The following is a 24,287-nucleotide window of genomic DNA, read 5'->3' on the forward strand; positions in this document are numbered from 1 at the left end:
TTAAATACTACAATCAAGCTAGAATCAGGCACACGCTAAAAGGCCGCACCCCGATTGAATATCGGAATACGACCTTAGCAAACATGAATTAATGTTAACGTCCAATTCTAGGGGTTAACTTCAGATTAACGCCTTTTAACTATCACTATTTACTTAAATGAATCTCGCTGTCAAATAAACCTTGCAGTTTTTCATCAAAATTATGCGCGATGAAAATGACAGTACACGGCATTTTAAGGAGTTCAGCTATAATAGTTATTTACTAAGCTTTTCTTTTTCCTTTTCTTTTTCCTTTTCTTTTTCCTTTTCTTTTTTAATCAGGCTTATCATAAAATCTATGGATTCTTTTATTTCTTCACTAGTTGGCTTTTTTCTGTGCTTACCTTTAGGTAAATCATTTGGTTCTCCAGGATGATCGATCCAGTTTCGTATATAGCAAGTCATTGATTTATCTGTATAGTTGTTATAATTATTATAATTATTATAATGATTGTTATCTGTTAATTTACAGCCTTTTTGTGAAGCCAACCAACCATCAAACGATTTTATACTTTTCACAACTTTACAAATATTATTATTTTTATCTTGATAAGTTTTAACTGCATTTATAGCTTTTGAATGCAAATATCCAAATAATTCAATATGGAAATCTTCGCTACCAATATTAAAAGCAAGAAAATTAATTTCACCCCAAGTTGGACTATTTGGAAATAAATTTAAATTTACGCCCAAATTAATTTGAGGAATATTATTCTGTCTTGATAATATTATTAACTTGTCCTTTTTACTATTAAAATGTTTTAATAAATAAGGTGAATGAGTAGTGATAAAGATTTGTGACTGTTCGGAAAGCTTATTTAATGCTGACAATAATTTATCTTGTGCTTGTGGATGTAAAAAAGTTTCAGGTTCATCAATTAAAAAGATAATAGGCTTTTCATCATCACTATGATTAACCTGTGCGTAAACTTGAATTAAGCTGAGTGCTAAAGCCCTTTGCATACCGGTACCCTTTTCAGAAGCAGGAGTTAGTGTACCGTTATCGTCTAATAAAATTTTTCCAACATTAAAGAAATAATCCATATTAGGAATATCAAAATAAAAAGATACTCCTGTTGTACCATATTGGGCGGACATTATATTTTCTAATTTTTGTTCTAAAGGTATTAATTGCTTTTTTAAGCCATTTTTTCCAAAAGCTTTTTGATGAGCACTTTCAAAGTTTTTCCAAATTTGACCTTTTTGAAAACTCTTTGTATAACTCGAAATAAGTTTCCCAACTATCTTAGTTTTATGAAAATCCTGATAGTCATCATTATCTAAGTCTGAATAAACAAATTGAGCATCAAAAAGTACACCAATCATTTTATCAACACCAGTAGGATTTTCAAAAACTTTACTAATAGGATTATATATACCTATATTTTTTATAGTCAATTTCTTCTCTTTATTTTTAGAATCAGTCCATGTTGTTTCTTCAGAGCTTCTTCTGAGGGTTATTTTTTTATTATCAATATACTTATTATATTTTTTTAGATTCTCTCCACTCAGTATATTTGCAAAATTCTTATCCTTTAAAGTGATTTCAACTGAAACCTCTTTATTTTTATTTGCTATGTTTATCCATTCTTCTTTGCTATTCGCAGACAGCAAAAAATCTACTGCTTTTAGGACTGTTGTTTTCCCACAATTATTGTTTCCAACAAAATAATTAATTCCTTTGCAGAAGTCAAAAGACGTAGTGCCGGGAAAACATCTAAAGTTTTCTAATTTCATATTTGATATATACATAAGCTAGTCCTCCATATAAAAAATACTTTTATAATAGTTATAGCAAATTTATTAACTATATAAAACTATATTTCAAAAATAATTTCTTTATTGGGACTCACATTTATATATATATTTATATAATATGGTTTTACAGCATTTTTTTAATTAAAAAATAACGTGATTATCAATCATAAATAACATTCTAGATATTTTTTCATCATCATTAATTTTCAAATACTTGAACAAATTTAATAAAATTACTATTACTGTTTGACACAAAAAAATTATCTAATTTAATTAATTCTGTAAAAAAGTTCTCAATTTTACTACTTTCAATACTTTTATGATATCACTATTTACTTAAATGAATCTCACGGTCAAATAATTGCTGCAATTTTTTATCAAAATTATGGGCGATGAAAATGACAGTATTCGGCATTTTAAGGAGTTCTTGCAAGATCGCTCTGGTTCCCTCCTGATCAATTGCACTTGTGCCTTCATCAATCAGTAAGATTTTGCTGTCATGTATCTGGGTACGCGCTAAAATTATTTTTTGTCTTTGACCGCCTGAAACATTCAGTTTTTGCAAATTTACTTTGGTTTCTATACCCTGAGCAAATTGCGTCAAATCTGGTTTTAATCCAACGGCAACTGCAGCTGATTCAGCCAGTTGATTCAACTTGGGATTGAACATTGTAATATTGTCTTTAATGGTACTGGGAAATAAAACAGGATCTTGGGCAATGTAGCCAATTTTAGCTAAATCAGGTTTAATCACTTTTCCCTCTTGATCTTTAAATGCTATTTTCCCCGAACTCGGTGGCAAAATCCCTAAAAGTAGTTTAAATAAAGTTGATTTGCCTGTTCCGCTGTCACCTGATAGCAAAATTTTTTCGCCAAAATTGACGGTGATATCAGGGAACTTTAGAGTCTCACCATTAGGAAAACTAACTGCCAAATCTTTTGTACTAAAAGCATAAGGTGTTGCTAAATTTTGCTCATCAGTTTTTACTGGTAAAGTCGCTGCAGTAACTCTATCTCTTAAAGTTTTGGTGCCCTTAATTAAGCCGAAATAGAATGGCAAGTATTCGATTGCCAGCGAAATATAGTGGCTAAAATTACCGATAACCGCAATCGCACCAAACGTGACCAATCCACTTTTAATTAAAATACCCGTCCAGACGAACAATATCAGGATCATAATTTGCGCAACACCATTGGTAATAATGGACAGAACTTGTTGTTCCTGTGTCTGCTTGAGGTTTGCTTTTTCTAAGTCGCGTGCACCTTTATGCATTACGCTAGTTAGTTTATCGCCAGCAAGATACCGCTCTAGTTCAGCAATACCGCTTAGCCATTTTTCAATCAGATCCAAATACTGCCTATTTTGATGAGATACTTTCTCCGTAGCTCTTTGCAGCGGCTTTTCAATCATTTTAGGCAAAATAAGGGAAACGGCTACCGAAATTAAGATGAGCAGCAACAAACTCCAGTGCATCGTCAGCAAGGCAATTACTGAGAAAATAACATAGCCAAGAAAATTACAAATGACCGGAATTAAGTTAAAGGACTGATTGTTAACCGTATTAAGATCATTGGTCAAGCGATTTTTAACTTGCGAAGTTTGATAATTTTTATGGTCATGGTAGACGTGGCTTACTATTTTACTTCTTAACGTGTGATTAAATTCTTGAACTTGTCGTGTCAGTAAATATTCAGAGCCCCAGTCAAAAGCATACGATGAGAGATAAGCTAACGTAGTAAAAGCAATGATTAACAGCCACGCTTGACCGTCATGTTGACGCAAGGCAGTAAATTCCCACATATTTAAGTAAGATGCCCCGATTAAAACAAAAGGTTGCAAGAGGCTAAAAAGCACCATAAATATGAAACGAATTCGATTGGTATGAAAGAAGTTTTTAAAAGTCATTGTGGTTCTCCTTCTGGCTTGCTAACCGAATCGTTTTATCAAACATATTTTTAACTTCAGAATTAAGATTATGAGCAATCATGATCACAGTCTTATTAGTGTGAACAAGTTCAGCAATAATTTGCTTAGTTGCTTTACTATCAATGGCACTTGTCGCTTCGTCCAGCAAAATAATTTCATCAGCGAAAACTTCTGATCTGGCAAGGATAATCTTTTGCCTTTGACCACCGGATAAATTATTTTTATCCAAATCAACTTGGGTATCAGTTCCTTGGGGAAATCTCGCAATGTCGCTCTGCAATTGCACTTTATTAATTAAATTAGGTACTTGATCCAACAACTGTTGGTGAAACATCACGATATTTTCCGCAATCGTTCCTGGAAATAATTGCGGATCTTGAGCAATGTAACTGATCCGGTTTAAATTTGGTTGAAAAATCTGCCCCGCATTATTTCTAAAAATAATTTGACCTTGATAAGGCCTGATCTTACCTAAAAGAGCTTGAAGCAGTGTTGACTTGCCAGTTCCGCTATCGCCTGCAAGTAAAACTTTTTCACCCTTATTGATCACAAAATCAGGGTATTTAATTATTGGACCATTAGGATATTTAAGCGCCAAATTTTTAATTTCAATTTGGGCAATTTGAGTAGATGAACCTTTTTGTCTTGATTTAGTGTTAGAAATCAGGCTAGCCGTAGTTTGATTGATATTTTTAGTGGATTTAATCTTGACGGCAGCACTTGTAATAGAGGATACAGCTGAAAAAATACCAAAAGCAAAAGAAGTCGAAGCTAATGCCGCCCCAATTTTTATTTGACCAGTTAAAAATAGGATACCCGCTAAAAAGGCAATGGACATTTGCCCTAATGTGTTACCAATTCCGTTAATTGTATTGGAAGCACAGTTTTTGTTGGTTTGATTGACTTTGGACTTTTCCAACTTCTCAGCGTAACTGCTCAATTCTTTATTTAAGATCGTCCACGCATGATACCGCCGCAGTTCATTTAAGCCATTGATCCATTCACCGATACCAGTTAAAAAAGTGCTAGTATTTTTCATCACTTTTCTACTTGCCTCTGAAGTCATGCGCGCCATTATTTTGGGCAAGTTTAAATCTATTAGAACAAAAATTGCAGTTAGTAAAACAAAAGACCAATTTAAGCTAAAAAGGACGCCAGCAGAAAGCAAGATAATAAATAAATTGCTAAGAACATTAACCCACGGCAGAGCAAAATCGCTGGTCAAAGTATCGAGATTGCTTTGCAGATAGTTCTGCATTTGCGCCACTGTCGCATCGTTTTCAGTATAAAAATGGTCTACCATTTGCCCTCTTAATTGATCAAGATATTCCTGAATCTGTGCGTTAAAAAGGTAAGTCGCTAAAGGTAGAATAAATACACCACAAACTACCGGGATAAATTCAATTAATTGCCAGCGAATGTAAACTGGCAAATTGCCGACGCTTAATCCATTAACTGCAAATTGAAAAAAATATTGGTCAAGTGAGCCGGTAACAGCGAAAATAAAATAAAGTAAAATAATAAAAATTGCTCGTTGTTTATTGGAGCTAATCAGTCTTTTTAATGTCATATGCTTGCGTCTTTCATTTTATGCTAAATCAATTTTATTAAATTTATCTAATAATAAAATGAATTAGCAAGGGTGTCAAATTAGCGGGCAAAATATAATCGCTGGTTATAAAAAAACTAATTCTTTAAAAAGAATTAGTGGGAAGGTGCCTATTTTTTGACAGGTGGTCAATAATATAGATAGTAATTTAATGAAAAATTATCACCATAAACAAAATTATTAGTGTTTAAATTCTACAAAAATGCCTTTTTTCTAAAGTCGTAAATGTGCCAATTATCAAGTTATAATCCAATAATTTATTACTCGTTTTCTAGTATAATTGCTCGTGTATGATTATTATTTAAGAGCAAATTTTCATATTCTTCACCACCATAAAAAGCACATTGTATTATGGTCTTATATTTAACATTAGTATTTCTCATAATTTCATTTCTATAGATATGCTTGGCTTTTTCTTTATTCCTATTATTTTTCCAATTAACAATTAGTCCACCAAGAGTATAAGCTATGGTCATGGATGTTATATCTATGTTAAATTCGCAAATTTCCTTATTATAGTCTTTTAAATCTCTTAAATAATTGTATGTATCTATTAAAGCAGGATTATTGATAAATAACCTTTTTAGATCCTTTGAAATATAATTTGATTCTTTTATTACTTTTATAGTTATATGAGCTGCATTATCTGGCTGACTCAACATGCTCGGAATTAGAAATTGTGTAGATATAAATGTTAGAATAGCTAACGAAACACTAATAATTGCAGTTTTACTACTTAATCTTCGCAATACATGTGGAGGAAGAATTAATATTAATAAGAAGTACAAAATAAGAGATATTACTAAAATAATTGCAGCAAAAAAGAGATCACGGTCATTTTTAGTATCTATGTCTCTATACTCATATACAATTGCATATACGAATATTGGAATAGAAATATATAACAAATTTGTGTGTTTATAAATGATACCAATTATCATTCCACCAAAAAGTACTAAGCCAATTATAATTATTATTAAAGGGGTTATTAGTTGAAGTAACTTATTGTTATCAAAAAACATATTAATCAAATACATAAAAAATATAATATTTATAAATAGAATAAGTGCTGAAGAAATCGTTACCTCACTAAAAAAACTGTATGTATCCTTTCTTTCTTTTAAATCTTCTTTTTTATCATCATCTGTTATTTTGTAATATTCGAGATCTTTTACTTTTTTTATATTGCTATCAAAATTATAAATTTTGTTTATTATTTTTTTGCTATTTTTTAAAAGCAAAAATGCAATGCTAGCTATAGTCATTAATATAGTTAAAAAATAGTGATTGTTATCTAATAGTTCTTTAAAAAGAAGAATGTATACAAAAAATACTATCCAAAAATAAGAATTATTTTTCTTCTGCATTATACTTCCTCCAATAAACTATTTAACATAAGTCTTGTTTTTTATATCGGTATATAGATTTATCTAAAATACTTACACGTATTCAAATAAACTAGTAATAGTAAGTTTTTTCAGATGCTAGTAATATAAGCTATCAATATATAACTTATTAATTAAATTTAATAAGTTGTTGCATAATATAAAATTTAAATATTTATACTATTGTCAAAAATAGGACTACATTCTTTTTTTCATAATTTTCGATTTTGTAGCTAATAAGTTCCCATCTAATAAATATTGTATATTATTTTAAGATAAACACTGATATATTTTATTTTATGTATGTAATAATACTTATATTTGCACTTTTCATGTTTACCATTTTAAAATTAAAAATAAAAAATCTTACTTTTTTAAACACCTAGTTAGATTGTATAATAACTTAATTACACTGCTGTATTCTTGTATAGCTCAAATGAAGATTTAAATCATTATGAATCTTTTTTCTACTATTCCGACTTCGAAATAACATTATCTAGCTTGCTAATATCAGTTAAATTGGCATTTAAAAATTCCTGATTATCAACTGGCAAATGCAATTTAAAGCTTTCTATTGGTTGGATACTGACTACTACACCTTTCATCGTAGCTGCCAAAACATGACCACCAAAACTTAAATCATCTGCCAAAAAGTGATTATGAAATCCAGAAACTCCAACACCTTGAAAAACAGGCGGTGTGTAATAAGTAATCATTGTTCCAGTGATATTTTCAGTCTCAAATTCAACTTGATTTTCAGCAATTTTTTCCAGAGACGGATATGGCTTATGAGATTTTTTAGAAGACCTTGTACGGATTTTTTTGAAAACGCCTTTAGTCAAAATAGCGAAAAATTGATTTTGGGCGTTATTTTTGGTTAAAACATCTTTTAGCATTTCCACCAATTCGACATTTTGGTAGCTTTTGAATTTGTGATAATCCGCAAAGCTAACATCTGCATATGTCACTTTAAAGTCCTCTGGTAGTTTTACAGCCGGACCACTAACATCTATTTTGTAACCGACACCGTCTAATATCACTAATTCACCATCAACGCCATCACCAGTTCCGATACCAATATTGCCATGTTTTAACAATTCTGATAACGGTAAAGTGCCTTCCAATAAACCTTCAACTAGCATTTGCATAGTCCCGTATTGAAATAATGTGTTTTTCGTCATATCTACTGCTCTTTTTTTCAAAAACTCATATATAAAAACAATCAGAACAAAATTAATTTTTACAAATTATTATGTCTGATTGCTTTTCAACTCTTGCTATTTTAAGTTTAGCAAATAATTAACTCGGTCTAAAAAATCAAATGCACAAATTGATTTTTTCAAAGAAATCATTCATGTCAATACAATCAACTTCTAAGTCATCGCACACATCAGGTATTTTTGCGGCCTTATTACCATTTGGATTGTGCAAATTAGGATTCCGAATTTCACTTGTTACAATCGTTAAATTCTCTTCTTTTGCAATAGCAATAAGCCAAGGATCTGCAATTTTCTCATGTGCCCATCCTCTGTCAGCTGATAAAGCTTCCTCTTTGTAATATTCACAGTCGTCAATATATTGAAGTACTTGTGCCCATTGTATTGCATAGTTTTTATGGTTTATTATTTCTTTTAAATAATTTGTATCTAACCATTTTCTAAATTTAGGGGCTTGGTAGTTTTCATCAACCACTATTTTGGGAATGACAACGTATTTATTTAAAATGGCGGGTAGCTTAGCCCAAAAGCTTGGAAAATACTTTACCCGATAATACCGTTCATAAAAATTTATATAGATATTAGTATCCAGCAAATATTTTTCCATTACATTCTGCCCCCTGTCAGAATCTTAAACGACTTATAACCGACACCAGCAATATTAAATGCATCCGTATAAGTAATCTTATTTTGTTTTATAGCATTTTCAATATAATGTACAAAAGTCGGATCAAAGTGAAATCTAATATTATTTTTATAATTCCCCTTCACAGATTTCCTATCTGATGGAGTTTTTGCAAATTCCTCTTCTAACTGTGAAACTTTTTCATCATACTCTCTTTTTGTCAAAATCTTCATATTATATAGTTTACGTACAATGACAAATTTACTAACAGGAAATTTGTGAGCCAAAAATTCAACATCATAGTTATTTAGTTTTCTAATCTGTTCAGCTGGTAACAATATTTCTGCTGCTACTTTATTAACAAAGGCTTCTGTGCGATCAAACTTGTATGATCCTGTATCAACTAAACTGAATATTTCTTCTTTATCTAGAAAAAGATGAACTAATTCATGGACAAGTGTAAATAATCTACCTGTTTCGCTGTCTTTAGTATTAACGAAAATAATGGGGGCTTTTTTGTCACTTAAGACAAAGCCTCTGAACTCGTCTAGTGACAAACTTCTATGCGTATTACTTTTTACCGATCCATTAAGGAAGATAAAAATGCCTATTTGACTCATTTTATTTCTAAAATATTTCAACGCATTCTTTCCTACATTTTGTTGATAGCTAACTGGAATATTGAGATACTTACGAATATCATCTACAACTTTTTGGTAATCATTTTTAATTGAATATTTTCCTATAAAATCGAGTTCATAATCAATTTCGTTTCTAAGAAAATCCTGCTTTGTTTGCATTTCAATAATCGTATCTCTAAGTTCATTACTAATTTTTTCAATCCGATTTGAATTAATCGTCCTAAACTTGAGTATACTCTTATCGGTATCAACTGGATCTGAAAGAAGTAACAATCCAGTCGGAACATCAATAAGTTTAGCAATTTCTGAAAGTTGATTAAAAGTTGGTTTTACATTGCCATCCAAAAAAGCATCAATATTCTGAATTCTCGTTTGTAAATATTCTTTAGAAACATCAGAATTGTCAATATAGTATGCCAAAGTACGTGGATTTATGCTTAATCTGGTTACCATTAAGAACACCCCCCTTTTAATATGCACTTATACTATTATTCTCTTTGAAAACTCGTACTAATGCAATGGTTATTAATATTTTACATTATTAAATTTGTTTTAAACAACTAAAGGTATTATTCTAACACTTTTTTATAGAATTAAAAATATTAAACGTACTCACCTTTCTAAACAAAAAACTCCTAGCCTTTCAGGGCTAAGAGCTTTTACTTTTGGGCATACTTTTATGTCAATTAATACCACTTTAAACAGATTAATTCATGCTAAATGCTGTTATATCAGTGTTCTATTCCTAACAAACATCATCCCTTTTATTCCCACTCAATCGTTGATGGTGGCTTGCTGGTGACATCATAGACTACGCGGTTAATGCTGGGCACCTCGTCGACAATACGCGTTGAAATCTTTTGCAAAACATCCCACGGCAAGCGGGCAAAGTCAGCGGTCATCCCATCAATTGAAGTAACGGCGCGAATACCAATGGTATAGTCGTAAGTGCGACCGTCACCCATCACGCCCACGGATTTGATACCAGGTAAAACGGTAAAGTATTGCCACACTTTTTCCTGTAAACCGGCTTTTTTAATTTCATCCCGCAAGATTGCGTCACTGTCACGCACAAGCTTCAGTTTATCCTCAGTTACTTCGCCGAGAACGCGAATGCCAAGACCAGGTCCCGGGAATGGCTGCCGCCAAACCAAATCATGCGGAATGCCTAATTTTTCACCCAGTTCACGCACTTCATCCTTAAATAACTTGCGCAAAGGTTCAATTAATTTAAAATGCAGGTCTTTAGGTAACCCACCAACGTTATGGTGCGACTTGATTGTTTGGGCAGTATTTGTGCCGCTTTCAATCACATCGGTGTACAGGGTGCCTTGTGCTAAAAAGCCCACATCCTTAATTTTCTTTGCTTCGTCCGCAAACACCTCAATAAACTCTTTACCAATGATTTTCCGCTTTTGCTCGGGGTCGGTGACACCTTTGAGTTTATTTAAAAAGCGCTCTTGAGCGTTTACTCGAATAATGTTAACGCCTAAATCACGGTTCAAGGCAGCCATTACTTCATCGCCTTCATTTTTGCGCAACATGCCGTGATCCACAAAAATGGCTGTCAGCTGATTGCCGATTGCTTTGTGTAAAAGAGTCGCGGTAACACTGGAGTCTACACCGCCAGATAGTCCCAGAATTACTTTCTTATCCCCCACAGTTTTTCTAATTTCAGCAACTTGCAAGTCAATAAAATCGGTCATTGACCAGTCAGCTTTAGCGCCGCAGACTTTAAAAGCAAAATTACGCAAGATATCAAGACCATACTGGGTATTCCGCACTTCAGCATGAAATTGAATACCATACATTTTAGCTTGATCGTTAGCAATAGCGGCAATCGGGCAATTCTTACTTGAAGCGACCGTTTCAAAGCCAGCAGGAGCCCCTGTGACCAAATCACCGTGACTCATCCAGACGTATTCATCTTTGGGCAATCCGGCAAATAAAACGGAGTTAGTATCTTCAACTTCGATGTCGGCACGACCATATTCAGAATTAGCAGCTTTTTCAACCTTGCCGTTTAAATAGGAAGTCATCAATTGCATCCCGTAACAAATGCCCAGAATAGGAATGCCCAATTTAAAAATTTCAGGGTCAACTTTCAAGGCATTTTGGTCATAAATACTGTTAGGACCCCCGGAAAAAATAATCCCCTTGGGGTTAATCTGTTTTATTCTGTCCATACTAATATCATGGGGCAACAATTCAGAATAAATACCAAAATCCCGCAACCGCCTCGTTATTAGTTGATTATATTGACTGCCAAAATCGAGCACAATAATTTCATCAAAGTCACTAATATTCTTTTTCACCGACACCAATACTCCTTCACTATTCATATTTAATACTACGTCAACTTTACTAAGAAATACGGTCATGGTCAATAATTTTTTACAGAAAAGCATAGTTTTTACGAACTATTTTATAGCGGCTAGCGCAAATAATTCGTTAATATCTCAAAAAAATAATCTTGCACATACTTTGTGACTCTGTTACAATGCTTGCAACAGGAAAATAAAAAATCTATATATTGCCGTAATAAGGTCGGTAGTTTCTACTCAGAACCGTAAATTCTGAACTATGGATAATTTAGCATTTAACGCAGCCGGTTACTGCCTTTAAGGGCTTTTTTTACCATAGTTTTGGTAGAAAAAGCCCTTTTTGCTATGAAGGAGGAAAAAGTGAAATTATTGGAAGACCGTATTCGCAGTGACGGAGACGTTCTACCAGGTAACGTTTTAAAAATCAACTCGTTTTTGAACCATCAGGTAGATCCCGAACTAATGAAGAAAGTCGGAGAGGAATTTAGTCATTTGTTTAAGGATAGTGGCATCACCAAGGTATTGACCTGCGAAGCCTCGGGAATCGCTCCGGGAGTGATGACAGCTTATGAATTGCACGTACCACTGGTCTTTGCCCGCAAGAAAAAGCCGGCTACGCTTAATGACGCAGTTTATTGGGCTGATGTTTATTCTTACACTAAAAAAGTCACTAACCAAATTTGCGTTGAACAAAAATTTTTACATAAAGGTGAGCGGCTACTGATAATTGATGATTTTCTGGCTAATGGAGAAGCAGTTAAAGGCATGATTAACATTGCTAACCAAGCAGAAACTGAAGTCGCCGGTGTCGGAATTGTAGTCGCAAAAACTTTTCAGGGTGGTAGCGAATGGCTTAAAAATCATGGCTATCGCCTTGAAGCACTTGCCGAAATCGATAGTTTAGCCAATAATCAAGTACATTTTGTGGGAGAGAAATAATGGCAGAAAAAGAAGTTAGCCAACAAAAAGCAGCAGTTTTAGGTTTACAGCACTTACTAGCAATGTATTCCGGCGCAGTCGCCGTACCACTTCTAATCGGTAATGCATTGAAATTCTCTGCTGCCCAAATGACCTATCTTGTTTCAATTGACATTTTCATGTGTGGCTTAGCTACACTGCTGCAATTATTACGCAACAGGTACTTTGGGATTGGTTTCCCAGTTATTTTAGGTTGCGCTATTCAAGCCGTTGCTCCACTGCAAATGATCGGGCAAAAGTTTTCAATCAATGATATGTATGGCGCTATCATTGTTGCCGGCATTTTCGTGGTTCTAATCTCAGGTGTTTTTGCTAAAATCAAAAAATTCTTCCCACCTGTTGTCACCGGCACATTAATCACTACTATTGGCTTAACTTTAGTTCCCGTGGCAATCCAAAACATGGGTGGCGGCAATTCAGCTGCTAAAAGTTTTGGCAGTGGTCAGAACCTCTTTTTAGCCTTTTGCACCATGTTCATTATCTTGGCTTTAGAAGTTTGGACCAAAGGCTTTATCAGGTCAATTTCAGTTTTAATCGGCTTAGTTGCTGGAACTGCTATTGCAGCCTGCATGGGACTTGTTTCCTTCACTCCTGTCATGGAAGCATCTTGGTTTCACTTGCCGCAACTCTTTTACTTTGGCGTACCAAAATTTGAATGGTCTTCCAGCCTGACGATGATCATCATTGCTCTAGTCTCAATGGTTGAGTCAACCGGAGTATTCTTTGCAATTGGTGACCTTTTACACCATGACGTCACTGAAGAAGATTTGAAAAAAGGTTACCGTGCAGAAGGTATCGCCCAAATTTTTGGCGGTTTATTCAATGCTTTTCCCTATACCACTTTTTCGCAGAATGTTGGCCTTTTACAACTATCAGGCATAAAAACCAAGCGCCCGATTTACTGGGCCGGTGGTTTACTCATGGCTATGGGATTGTTACCTAAAATTGGCGCAATGGTAACAATCATCCCTACCCCAGTCTTAGGTGGAGCCATGCTTGTCATGTTTACCATGATAGCTGTTCAGGGCATTAAGACTTTAGCTAAAGTTGACCTCACTGACAACAACAATGTCTTGATTATTGCGATCTCAGTTGGACTGGGACTAGGCGTTACTATTTATCCGCAATTTTTTAAAAACCTGCCGGCAACCGTTCAACTGTTCTTAAGCAACGGCATCGTGATTACCAGCTTGTCAGCAACAATTCTGAATTTCTTACTTAAAGGAGGTGATCGGAAGACAAAACAAGAAACACAACCTGCAAATATCATGTAAATAAGATTGTTTTTACCCTTGAGACAATTTTATTTGCGCCAAAAAAGTATCTTCTTATAAGAAGATACTTTTTTAATTGGTAAATATTAAAGCGTGCATGTTAGCCTTGTCGCTATCGTGACTGCCGACACCTAAAAATGAAAAACAGGTTGCCAGCATTTGCTTGCCAATTTCCTTAAAAGGTTCGTCCACAATTTTTTCAGTATATTTCATAATACCAATTGCAGTTATAAAAATGAGAAAAGCTTGCGTCAGAGGAGTAACTACCACTTCTTCGCCACATTCCTGATAACCGCTGATAAAGGAAGTAATTAATCCTTGATTTAACCTGAAATCTTGGTAAAAGAGTTTAATGAAGTCCTGATAATTTACCCCCATGCGAGCTCGTTCAAAATCAATTAAACTCAAATGGCCTCCAACAATTTTATAATTACGTAAGCCAACATCCCCGTGTAAAACTGTAGTTGCATGAGCTGTTAGATCTTCTGCAATATCCGCTTTTCGCACTGTAAATAAAGCTAACACTTGCAGCAATCTGCTTTTAATTTCTTCATTCTGCAAACTATTGCTGTCAAATTTTGCTTTCTCAAACAACCGATTATTAAGGTATATTCCAGAAAATGGTTTGACGGTTTGGTGAAAACGAGCTAACTGTATTCCCATCTTAAATGCTAAATCAGAGGTAATTTGTCCTTTAATATCAGTTGGCGCCAAATCTTTCATGACCAAAACAAATTGTTGCGTTTGTTTGACAGCAAAGGAGTCTAAGACACGAGTATTTAGTTGCTCATTCACAGCTTTTTCAGTTAAAAATTTTCCCTTTTGTGCAAAGACTTTGACAAAAATTTTTTGCTTAAACTTTGCACTATCACCAACAAAGGTGCTGTTTTGTGACTCATGCGTGATCTTTGTTAAGTCAGCCTGCAGTTTTTCTTGTAAAAATTTTTCTATAGTCATTAGCCTAATTCTTTCATTTCACTAATATGGGTAATGCCAAAGCAACATAGCATAAAAATAGTTTAGCGATTTTCTTGCCAATCAAGGTAGCAGTCTGAAAACGCAAAAGCCCGTTCCTTCAAAATAATTATTCCACTAATAACTAAAATACTCAGTAAGAAGGATAAAATAGGAGTAACTACGCGTTGTAACGGCAACTTTTCAATAAATAGCAAAATAAAAAGTAAAACAGGAAAGCAGAATAAAGTTACTCTACCACTAATATAGTATGCTCGCAGCATTAAATTCCATTTACGTTCATCATTATGTGACATACCGACTGGATACCTATCACTTTTCCGATCTGATGTGCGCTTGTGGTTTAAACCTAGCCTTTCTTTCTAAAACTATGCACACCAATTCCAATGGGATAATGGTCAATCTAAAAAAGAAAGGAAAATTTGGGGAAATCGCAAATAAAACCGTCAAATTAAACACAAGTGTAATTAAAAACGCACTATAACCCTAAAGTTAGGACAATTTTAGTAAAACTTCTTTTACATTTTATGTCAATCATAAATTAGAATTTAATTAAAAGCAATAATTGACAAGAGTAATAAATAATTTAGGTTTAAGTTTACTTATTTTTTTGCAAACAACCTGCTTTTTTTAATACAATATAGATTAAGTAATTTTGAAAGGACAGATTAAATGAAAAAAGCAGAATGTACGACTATTCTTGTCGGCAAAGCCGCATCAATTGACGGCTCAGCAATGATTGCCAGAAGCGAAGACGGCGGTCGTGAAATAATTCCTGAAGGGTTTGAACTTATTACCCCTGAAAAGCAACCCAAGCATTATAAAAGTGTCATTAGTCACCAAAAGATTGACGATGAAGATTTAGCAGAAAAGCCTTTACGTTATACCAGTGCACCTGATGTTTCTGGCGAAAGCGGCATCTGGGCTGCAGCCGGAATTAACTCAGAAAACGTGGCAATGACTGCTACTGAAACTATTACCACTAACGCACGTATTCAAGGGATCGATCCACTGGTTACTGAGGGTGGACTTGGTGAAGAAGACTTTGTTACTTTAACTTTGCCTTATATCCATAGTGCTCTTGATGGCGTTAAGCGCATCGGCTATTTACTGGAAAAATACGGTACTTACGAAATGAACGGTATGGCTTTTGCCGACCACGATGAAGTTTGGTACCTAGAAACTATTGGTGGTCACCACTGGATTGCACGCCGTATTCCTGATGACGCCTACGTTGTTGCTCCTAACCGTTTAAACATTGATGAATTCCACTTTGGTAAAGATGGTTTCTTAGCTGACGATACCTTAGAAGATTTAATCGCTGAATATCACCTCAACCCTGACCATAAAGGTTACAACATGCGTCACATTTTCGGTAGTTCAACTATCAAAGATGCCCATTACAATAATCCGCGCGCTTGGTTTGTTCATAATTACTTTGATCCAGAATTTGGTGGCAAGCCGGGCGACCAAGATCAGCCGTTTATTTGTCATGCTAACCGCAAGATTAGCATTGAAGACATTTGTTTTATCGAGAGTTCACACTATCAAGATACGCCATTTGATCCTTATGGCGATCAAGGCACACCAGAACAAAAGAAGACATTCCGTCCAATTGCTCTTAACCGGAACTTTGAAACTCATATTCTGCAAGTTAGAAATGACGTTCCTGAAGAAATTGCAGGTGTGCAATGGCTTTGCTTTGGTCCAAACACCTTTAACAGTTTTGTCCCATTCTACACCAACGTTAATGACACACCAGCAAGTTTCCAAACTGGACCTAAATTTGATTTGAACAAGATTTTCTGGTTAAACAAATTAACAGCACAACTTGGTGATACTAACTTTAGAGTTTATGGAGAACTCGAAAATGACTTTGAACAAAAATCTTTAGCGCAATGCCACTTTATTCAACACGAAACTGATAAAAAAGCAGCCGGTCTTTCGGGCAAAGAAGCTGAAGACCTTTTAACTGCAGCTAACCAAAAGATGGCTGACCAAGTTTACAAGAACACTATTGAACTGCTCAGTAATATGGTCAATGAAGGCCACAACCTAGCAACACTTAAGTTCGATTTATTAGATTAAACTCTTAGTGTCTTGTAAATAGATTACTTAAAAGCCGCTGACATTAAATAGATGTCAACGGCTTTTTATTTTTGACAATTCTGACAAAAAAGTGCTGGGATTTCTGATGTGAACCCTAAAATTAGGACACTTTATTAGCTGCTAACCGAGGACTAGCTTCCGATATTCAAGCGGAGTTAGTCCTTTTAGTTTGATTTTGATTCTTTTCTGATTGTAATACTCAATGTAGTCTCTGATTGCGTCTTCCAGTTCTGTGAGATTTTTAAACTGTTTTTCAAAGCCATAAAACATTTCTCGCTTGAGTATCCCGAAGAAGCCTTCCATTAACCCATCATCAAGCGAATTGCCCTTGCGTGACATTGATTGGCTAATGCCATGATTTTTCAGCCACGCTTGAAACTGACCATTTTGGTATTGCCAGCCTTGATCGGTGTGGAAGATCAAGCCATTCAGTGCTGGATGCTTGTCCCAGGCCTTTCTTAACATATCCATGGTCTGCTCAAGATTAGGACTGCGGGAAATGGTATAGGAAACAATCTCTTGGGTGCAGCCATCAATGATCGGTGATAAATAGGTCTTTTGCCCTTTGAGCTTAAATTCAGTTATATCTGAATACCATTTGTGATTGGGATAAACCGCACTGAAGCTGCGTTTAATCAGGTCAGGCTTAATCGGACCCTGAGTGCCGCGATAGCTGCTGTATTTGTGCCAGCGTTTACTGACTATGCCGAACAGCTTCAGCTTGTTCATTAGGCGCTGCACCTTTTTATGATTGACTAATAAACCGCGACGCCTAAGCTCTGCAGTAATGCGGCGATAGCCATAGCGGTGCTTGTGTTCTTCATAGATAGCTTTGATTTCAGCCATTATTTCTCGATTATCTCGCTCTTTGTCCTTCTTCTTTAAAGTGTAGTAGTAATTACTACGGGATAGATCGGGCAGATTGGGATTGGCATTAATGGCATCAAGAATAAAAGTTACGCTGACTTTAAGCTCGCGCCTTAGTTGGGTAACTGCCTGGGCTATTTCCGCGGCTTGCGGTTCTTGGTCCGCTGGTCGACTAAGGCGCTCAATTTTTTTACGAATTCGTTCTCGATTTTCAGCTTTATGTTCTGCTGGCGTAAGCGTTCGTTCTCTTGCTTGAGCCGATGATTTTCCTGTTTGATCAGCTGTTCTCTTTTGGTCATGGGGCGGTCGTCCTCTCTGCTTGTTAACGATATTATACCCATTTTTACGATATTCGTGCAGCCAGTTGTACAACATGCCACTACTTTTTAAGCCCAAGTCAATAGATACTCGACGAGCAGGCTCATGTTCAACTATGATTCGCCTAAGGGCCTGCTCCTTAAAATTACTTGTATAAGCAGTGAAAGGCTGGTCTAAAATAGCTAGACCGTGACGGCCAATTAAAGCTAACAAGTAATTAATATTAGTCTTGCCAACCTGATAACGCTGACTTAGCTCAGCAGGGCTGATTTGATAATCGTGCCAAAGATGATAGATTTCAACTTTATCTTGTTTAGATAATTTAGACATAAAAATGACCCCCAAATTTGTCCTAAATTTGGGGGTCACTTCATTTCTCCCAACACTTTTTTATTATTCACTTAAATCATATTTAAACAAAGCATTACAGCTTACTGTGATACTTACAAATATCTAGGTACGTCTTGACAATATTATTAACCGTGAACCCAGATTTCTTTATCAGTTCATCACCATCACCACTTTCACCAAAGTGATTAATGCCGATAGCTGCTCCATCTAAACCTACAAATTGTCCCCAGCCATAAGTAGATGCCATTTCAATTGATACACGGTGCTTAATTGATTTAGGTAGAACTTTTTCTTGGTATTCTGGGTCCTGCTTTAAAAATAGTTCAAAACTTGGCATTGAAACCACGCGGACATTTTTGCCACTTTGTGCCAATTCTTTTTGCGCTGCTAAAGCTAAACTTACTTCTGAACCGGTAGCCAGTAAAATTCCTTCTGGTGCACCATTTTCTGCTTCCGCTAGGATATAACCGCCTTTTGAAACGCCAGTTTTAACACTGTCTTGATAATTCAAGAGAGTTGGTAAATTCTGACGACCCAATATAAATGCTACTGGGTGGTCTTTTTGATTAATCGCGTATTGCCAAGAATAAATTGTTTCCAAGTAATCAGCCGGACGAAATACTATTAAGTTAGGGATTGCCCTTATTCCTGCTAATTGTTCAATCGGTTGATGGGTAGGACCATCGGGTCCTAAAGAAATGGAATCATGACCAAAAATGAAGATTGACGGTATTTGCATTAGGGCAGACATTCTGATCGCATTTTTCATATAGTCTGAAAAGATAAAGAATGTGTTGGCAAATACTCTGGAACCACCGTATAAAGTAATGCCGTTAATTGCTGCACCTTCAGCAAACTCGCGAATACCAAAGTATAAGTTGTTTTTATCGTATGAATTTGGTTGAAAACCTTCATCATCATCAAAGTAGGTTTTGTCAGAACTACCTAAATCTGCAGAACCACCCCAAAGATTTAATTCTGACTTGCTAGTTTGCTGTAAAACTTGATGAATAGAATCTCTTGTTGAAAGAGTATCTGGTATTTCTAATTTATTTTCGTCAAAATTAAGTTTGACATTATTGTTAATATTCTTAATTAATTGACCGCCAAGTTCTGGATTAGCTTCAATGTAGTTTTGCAAGAGTTCTGACCATTTTTGATGAGCTTTTTGACCTTCTGCTTTAACGTTCTCAAAAGCGGCATAAGCTTCTTGAGGAACCTCAAATGGACCATATTCATAGCCCAATTGTTTTTTAGTAGCAGTAACTTGTTCTGCATCCAAAACCGCACCGTGAGCTAAGTGGCTGTCTGCGAGTGGGGACGCATAGCCTAAAACAGTGTTTACTTCAATTAAGGTCGGTCTTTTCTTTTCATCTTGAGCAACTTTAATTGCCGCATCAATATCATTTAGATTATTGCCGTCAGCAACTTTAAGGTAATTCCAGCCATACGCTTCAAATCTTTGCGCAACATTATCATCACATTCTTGCGTCATGCTGGCATCCATAGTATTGCGGTTTGAATCGTATAACACAATTAAATTATTCAGTTGCAGGTGTCCAGCTAAACTGGCAGTTTCATGGCTGATACCTTCCATTAAGTCCCCGTCACCAACAATCACATACACCTCATTATCAATTATTTGGTAATTAGGCTTGTTGTATAGCGAACTGATGTGTTTTTCTGCCATAGCCATACCGACTGCCATACCGAAGCCTTGTCCTAATGGGCCAGTAGCAACATCAACTCCCGGTGTAGTAATTTCCGGGTGACCAGGAGTTTTACTACCTAAAGTTCTAAATTTTTTTAAATCTGCGATTGAAATATCAAAACCAAGTAAATGTAAAGTAGCATATAACATTGCTGAACCGTGACCACCTGAAAGTACAAAACGGTCACGATTGAACCAGTGCGGATCAGTCACGTCAAACTTCATATTTTGATAGATAGTATAAATTAACGGAGCAGCACTTAAAGTAATACCACTATGTCCTGAGTTGGCTTTGTGGATTTCATCAATACTTAGGGCCCTAATAGCATTAACTGCTAAGTTATCTTTTTTTGTATATTTCATTTTTGACTCCTTAATTTTTATAAATTTTATTTAGCTGATTTAACTGCGTTCTTTTGCTTTTTATCTAAAATAATTGATACGATAAAGAAAATTACCAAAGCAGCTACCAATGCAGCAATGATTAATGAACGACCGCCAAGTAAACCACTATAGCCTACATAGGAGCCGACAATACCAAAATCAGCGTCTGCATAACTAGCTGTGCCTAAGCCCAAGTGGCCTAACACTGGGATTAAAATAATTGGTACAAAAGAAATTAGTAATCCATGAATAAATGAACCAATGATACAACCACGACGACCACCAACTGTATTTCCAATAACGCCGGCAGCACCACCACACATGAAGTGAGCCACAACGCCGGGAATAACGATAGTCGTGTGGCATAAAACCATTAGTAATGTGGCAACCAAGCCGCCTACAAAACTAGAAAAGAAGCCAATAATTACGGCATTAGGTGCGAATGTAAACAGGATCGGGATATCCAAACCGGCTTTAGCATTAGGAACTAATTTAGTTGAAATACCCTTAAAGGCAGGAATTAATTCGTTTAAGATCATTCTTACTCCGGCTAACATAATGTAAACACCGGCAGAAAATGAACCAGATTCAATTAAGGCATAAATTATATAATTGATTCCACCGCTCAATTTTTCAACATAAACGGGACCTGCAAACAACGCAATAATCAGATATGCCACTGCCATCGTGATTGTAACGGCAATCGTGTTATCTCTTAAAAATGATACTTTCTTAGAAACGTGCAAGTCTTCTGTTGATTTGGATGGATCACCTACAACCTTTGCGACTAAACCGGCAATTAAATACCCAAAGTCACCCGTATGCGCAATCGCAATTTCATCACTTTTAGTCACCTTTTTAACAAAGGGCTGAATTAAAGCCGGCATAATCGTGTCAAACAGACCTAAAAAAGTACCACCAACTATAATTGAAGGTATTTCTGTAAAACCTGCAACTGCAAGCAGAACCGCCAACATACATGACATGTTAATCATGACATGCCCCGAAAGATAAATATATTTAAAGTGCGATATTCTGGCTAAAATAACATTGACTATCATCGCAATCAACAAGATCATCGCAGTAGCACTACCGTATTTTGTTAATGCAGTGGCAGTAAAAGCTTCATTGTTAGGGACAACGCCTTGAACGTGGAAAGCCTGCATAAACATTTTGCCAAACGGTGTTAAGGCATCTGTAATTACTCCCGAACCACCAGTTAAGACTAAAAAGCCGACAAAAGTTTTCAAACCACCTGAAATTACTTCTGTTGAATCTTTTTTCTGCAGAAGTAAACCTAAAACTGCTACCAGTCCAACTAAAATTGAGGGAGTTCTAGCAATACTTAAGAAGAAGTTTAAAATTTCATTCATTAGTTATCACCTTCACTTTTCTGATCAACACTATTCAAATAAGCTTGAATTTTTTCCTTTAATTCTTCTTTATCAATGATGCTGTTTAACTCTGTCACATTATCTTTACCCACAACGTTCGCTACAGCATCATACATATCGCGTCCTACAAAAAAATGATCAGCCACGCTCGGATTAAGTCCAGAAAGATCAATGTGAGTAGTTTCTACATCCGACTTTCCTATTTCTTTAAGTACATCTTGCATATTCATGTCTACCATGAAAGATGACCCAACTCCTGTACTACAACATGCTCCTAATTTCATTTTTCGCCTTTCTTAATCAATTCTTCTATTTCACTTGCATTTTTAGCATTCATTATCTTGCTTACATCTTCTTTGTTACCTAAAATTTTGGCCAACTCAGAAAGAGCCCTTAAATGTGAAGTTGAGTCTTGGGCTGCAAGCACAATAATCAATTTAATTTTGTGTTCTTTATCTACCAAATCAATGTCATGATCCAATAACAACAAAGACATTCCTAATCTGTTAACACCTTGACTTGGTCTTGCGTGTGCCAAGGCAATTTCAGTACCAATATTAATATATGGTCCGTTATCTTTAACGTTGTTAATCATCGCAGTCACATAGGATTTTGTAATGTTACCTGCTGTTAATAATGGCTGGGAACATAATTCAATTGCCTGTTCCCAATTTAGGGTTTTGTCATGACTAAATTTAATTTTGTCTTCTGTTAATACTTCACTTAGCAATGGTCCAGTCCTTTTTTTCTTTTTCTCATGTTTCTTTTTATCTACCAATATCTGCTTAATTCCTTTTTCCAAAGCCTTACCATGAATAACGTTCGTATTGTCATAGATAGTTTCCATGATTGCTTTAAATTCAGTCTGGAGGTTTTCTGAATTAGTAATACCGTTAAGCTGGAAAAAATTGTCAATATTTTCAAAATCTTTACTGGTTAAGACTGAATTGACCTTTAACCACGGCAATTTTGTGTCAGTCAAAGAAATATTAGTAATAATCGCCCTTTCTTCAATTGGTCTATTTGTTAATTCGGAAGGAGCTATTGGTAAACTAAAATTGACATTAGGGTACTGTTCTACCATCTGGGTCATGAGAAACCCGGCAGAGCCATTGCTACCTGAACTCACTAAAAGTACTTTTGGATCATTTTCATTCTTACGTGAAATTTCTGATGCAAAATAAATTGAAATTAAACCAACTTCGTAGTCGTTTAAACTGGCACCAATAAATCGTTCAAAAGGGTGAATACTCATTTTGGTATAAATATATATATCTGGATAATTTTCTTTGATTGAATCAAAGTCATTATTTTGATATTGCTGCCGGTATTTAACACGGAAGAAAGTAGTTGCCAAATGGACAACCAAATCTTGATGCAATTTATTTTCATCTTTAAAAGCACAATCTGCTAAATTCTTGAAACTATTAATAATGACATAAACAATCTTACTTATTTCTGTGTTAATACTGTCTTTAGGAAGTTTGCGTTTTTGACCTCCTAAAAGAACAGAAGTCAAATAATTATTCTCAAACTCACTGTATCTATCTCCTAAAAGGATGGATAAAAATGAGGAAGAAAATTTATATTCGGGTGTTTCCTGCAATTTTGCACTAATCGGATACTTCTTGCCTTTAAGTACAGCATTATTATTAAAAATTCTTTTTAAAATCAGTGCATAAAAATTAGCGAAAACATAAATGAATTCATCAGAATAAATGATGTTGTTAGAATTTTCAAATGAGCTCAACCATTGACTGATTAATACCTTTAACTCTTTTATTTCCCGCGTTTCGTAAATACCTGCTAATTCATGATCAGAATAAAGCCATGAAAAAAGGAACTGCCTAATTTTTATTTCTTGTCCCTGCAGAAAATGTCCCCGATAGTTCGAAACTATCGTTATTTCAAAACTTTTCATTTTTTGTTTAAGACTTTGAATATCTTTTAAAATTGTTTGTTTACTGACACCACATCCCTGCGCAATTTTTTGAACACTGAATCTACTGTCAATCAGTAAATTAATAAAAACTATGTACTGCCTTTCTAAAGAACTGTATTTACTTGAACTTTCAGTGGCTAAGTACTTCTGTATCTGTTGTTTGCTTTTTTCGCTCAAATAATAGCCTTGACCATAGACATTGCGTGTTCCTTCAATGTCTAATGTCTTTAATTTCTTATTGAGTGAACTTAGATTTTTATAAACACTCCTTTCTGATACTTTAACTTTTTCAGACATGTCACCAACCGTCATGAAATATTTAACTTTTACAAGGAGATCTATAATTTTAAGTTGACTCTGGTTAAACTGTACCTGCATCTGCAATGCCTCCTTGTTATTTTTTATTATGAATAAATCGCTTCCAAGAAAAAAGTTAACAAAGTTCAGTACAAAAACTGA

The 24,287-nt window shown here is 35.1% G+C and carries 18 protein-coding genes and 1 riboswitch; of the genes, 3 read left to right on the forward strand and 15 right to left on the reverse strand.

Annotated features, from left to right (window positions below):
* Nucleotides 1-255 precede the first annotated feature (255 nt).
* The 8 genes from JF73_RS06760 to guaA all read right to left on the reverse strand — a co-directional run bounded on the left by JF73_RS06760 (nucleotide 256) and on the right by guaA (nucleotide 11,543).
* A complete protein-coding gene (locus tag JF73_RS06760) occupies nucleotides 256-1,791 on the reverse strand; it encodes an ATP-dependent nuclease (protein ID WP_046327526.1) in 1,536 nt (511 codons plus the stop codon).
* Nucleotides 1,792-2,125: 334 nt separating this feature from the next.
* A complete protein-coding gene (locus JF73_RS06765) occupies nucleotides 2,126-3,703 on the reverse strand; it encodes an ATP-binding cassette domain-containing protein (RefSeq protein ID WP_046327527.1) in 1,578 nt (525 codons plus the stop codon).
* Nucleotides 3,693-5,294 carry an ATP-binding cassette domain-containing protein gene (locus JF73_RS06770; RefSeq protein WP_046327528.1) on the reverse strand — a complete coding sequence of 534 codons (1,602 nt, stop codon included), beginning with the start codon at nucleotides 5,292-5,294 and terminating at the stop codon, nucleotides 3,693-3,695. The genes JF73_RS06765 and JF73_RS06770 overlap by 11 nt, the downstream gene beginning before the upstream one ends.
* A gap of 299 nt (nucleotides 5,295-5,593) precedes the next feature.
* On the reverse strand, nucleotides 5,594-6,700 hold the full coding sequence (locus JF73_RS06775; RefSeq protein ID WP_046327529.1) for a hypothetical protein: 1,107 nt from the start codon (nucleotides 6,698-6,700) through the stop codon (nucleotides 5,594-5,596).
* 488 nt (nucleotides 6,701-7,188) lie between these two features.
* On the reverse strand, nucleotides 7,189-7,899 hold the full coding sequence (budA, locus tag JF73_RS06780; protein ID WP_046327530.1) for an acetolactate decarboxylase: 711 nt from the start codon (nucleotides 7,897-7,899) through the stop codon (nucleotides 7,189-7,191).
* A gap of 136 nt (nucleotides 7,900-8,035) precedes the next feature.
* Complete coding sequence (locus tag JF73_RS06785; RefSeq protein ID WP_046327531.1) at nucleotides 8,036-8,542, reverse strand: DUF4411 family protein; 507 nt, start codon at nucleotides 8,540-8,542, stop codon at nucleotides 8,036-8,038.
* Nucleotides 8,542-9,654, reverse strand: a complete 1,113-nt coding sequence (locus tag JF73_RS06790) for an ImmA/IrrE family metallo-endopeptidase (RefSeq protein WP_046327532.1) — start codon at nucleotides 9,652-9,654, stop codon at nucleotides 8,542-8,544. The genes JF73_RS06785 and JF73_RS06790 overlap by 1 nt, the downstream gene beginning before the upstream one ends.
* A gap of 311 nt (nucleotides 9,655-9,965) precedes the next feature.
* Nucleotides 9,966-11,543 carry a glutamine-hydrolyzing GMP synthase gene (guaA, locus tag JF73_RS06795; RefSeq protein ID WP_179853386.1) on the reverse strand — a complete coding sequence of 526 codons (1,578 nt, stop codon included), beginning with the start codon at nucleotides 11,541-11,543 and terminating at the stop codon, nucleotides 9,966-9,968.
* A gap of 164 nt (nucleotides 11,544-11,707) precedes the next feature.
* Nucleotides 11,708-11,805, forward strand: a riboswitch (purine riboswitch).
* A gap of 80 nt (nucleotides 11,806-11,885) precedes the next feature.
* Between guaA and JF73_RS06800 the strand changes: the two genes are divergently transcribed.
* Both JF73_RS06800 and JF73_RS06805 read left to right on the forward strand, forming a co-directional pair.
* Nucleotides 11,886-12,464: a xanthine phosphoribosyltransferase gene (locus JF73_RS06800; protein WP_046327534.1), complete on the forward strand. Its 579-nt coding sequence runs from the start codon at nucleotides 11,886-11,888 to the stop codon at nucleotides 12,462-12,464.
* A complete protein-coding gene (locus JF73_RS06805; protein ID WP_046327535.1) occupies nucleotides 12,464-13,777 on the forward strand; it encodes a nucleobase:cation symporter-2 family protein in 1,314 nt (437 codons plus the stop codon). Before JF73_RS06800 ends, JF73_RS06805 begins: the two co-directional genes overlap by 1 nt.
* A gap of 72 nt (nucleotides 13,778-13,849) precedes the next feature.
* On the opposite strand, the gene JF73_RS06810 is transcribed toward JF73_RS06805, so the two are convergent.
* Both JF73_RS06810 and JF73_RS06815 read right to left on the reverse strand, forming a co-directional pair.
* A complete protein-coding gene (locus tag JF73_RS06810; protein WP_071196427.1) occupies nucleotides 13,850-14,734 on the reverse strand; it encodes a phosphotransferase in 885 nt (294 codons plus the stop codon).
* A gap of 62 nt (nucleotides 14,735-14,796) precedes the next feature.
* A complete protein-coding gene (locus tag JF73_RS06815) occupies nucleotides 14,797-15,048 on the reverse strand; it encodes a hypothetical protein (protein ID WP_046327536.1) in 252 nt (83 codons plus the stop codon).
* Between the two features lie 376 nt (nucleotides 15,049-15,424).
* Here JF73_RS06815 and JF73_RS06820 point away from each other — a divergent pair, with 376 nt between their 5' ends.
* Nucleotides 15,425-16,840, forward strand: coding sequence for a C69 family dipeptidase (locus JF73_RS06820; RefSeq protein ID WP_046327537.1), 1,416 nt, complete (start codon nucleotides 15,425-15,427; stop codon nucleotides 16,838-16,840).
* Between the two features lie 141 nt (nucleotides 16,841-16,981).
* On the opposite strand, the gene JF73_RS09430 is transcribed toward JF73_RS06820, so the two are convergent.
* From JF73_RS09430 to JF73_RS06845, 5 genes are all read right to left on the reverse strand, one after another.
* Nucleotides 16,982-18,376, reverse strand: coding sequence for an IS3 family transposase (locus JF73_RS09430; RefSeq protein WP_046327538.1), 1,395 nt, complete (start codon nucleotides 18,374-18,376; stop codon nucleotides 16,982-16,984).
* Between the two features lie 94 nt (nucleotides 18,377-18,470).
* On the reverse strand, nucleotides 18,471-20,471 hold the full coding sequence (gene tkt, locus JF73_RS06830) for a transketolase (RefSeq protein ID WP_046327539.1): 2,001 nt from the start codon (nucleotides 20,469-20,471) through the stop codon (nucleotides 18,471-18,473).
* Nucleotides 20,472-20,497: 26 nt separating this feature from the next.
* Nucleotides 20,498-21,865 (reverse strand): PTS ascorbate transporter subunit IIC, encoded by a 1,368-nt coding sequence (ulaA, locus tag JF73_RS06835; RefSeq protein WP_046327540.1) that lies wholly within the window; start codon nucleotides 21,863-21,865, stop codon nucleotides 20,498-20,500.
* Nucleotides 21,865-22,170, reverse strand: a complete 306-nt coding sequence (locus JF73_RS06840; protein WP_046327541.1) for a PTS sugar transporter subunit IIB — start codon at nucleotides 22,168-22,170, stop codon at nucleotides 21,865-21,867. Before JF73_RS06840 ends, ulaA begins: the two co-directional genes overlap by 1 nt.
* Complete coding sequence (locus tag JF73_RS06845) at nucleotides 22,167-24,206, reverse strand: BglG family transcription antiterminator (RefSeq protein ID WP_046327542.1); 2,040 nt, start codon at nucleotides 24,204-24,206, stop codon at nucleotides 22,167-22,169. Before JF73_RS06845 ends, JF73_RS06840 begins: the two co-directional genes overlap by 4 nt.
* Nucleotides 24,207-24,287: the final 81 nt, after the last annotated feature.

Source organism: Lactobacillus helsingborgensis, from assembly GCF_000970855.1.
In the GTDB taxonomy this organism is placed as follows: domain Bacteria; phylum Bacillota; class Bacilli; order Lactobacillales; family Lactobacillaceae; genus Lactobacillus; species Lactobacillus helsingborgensis.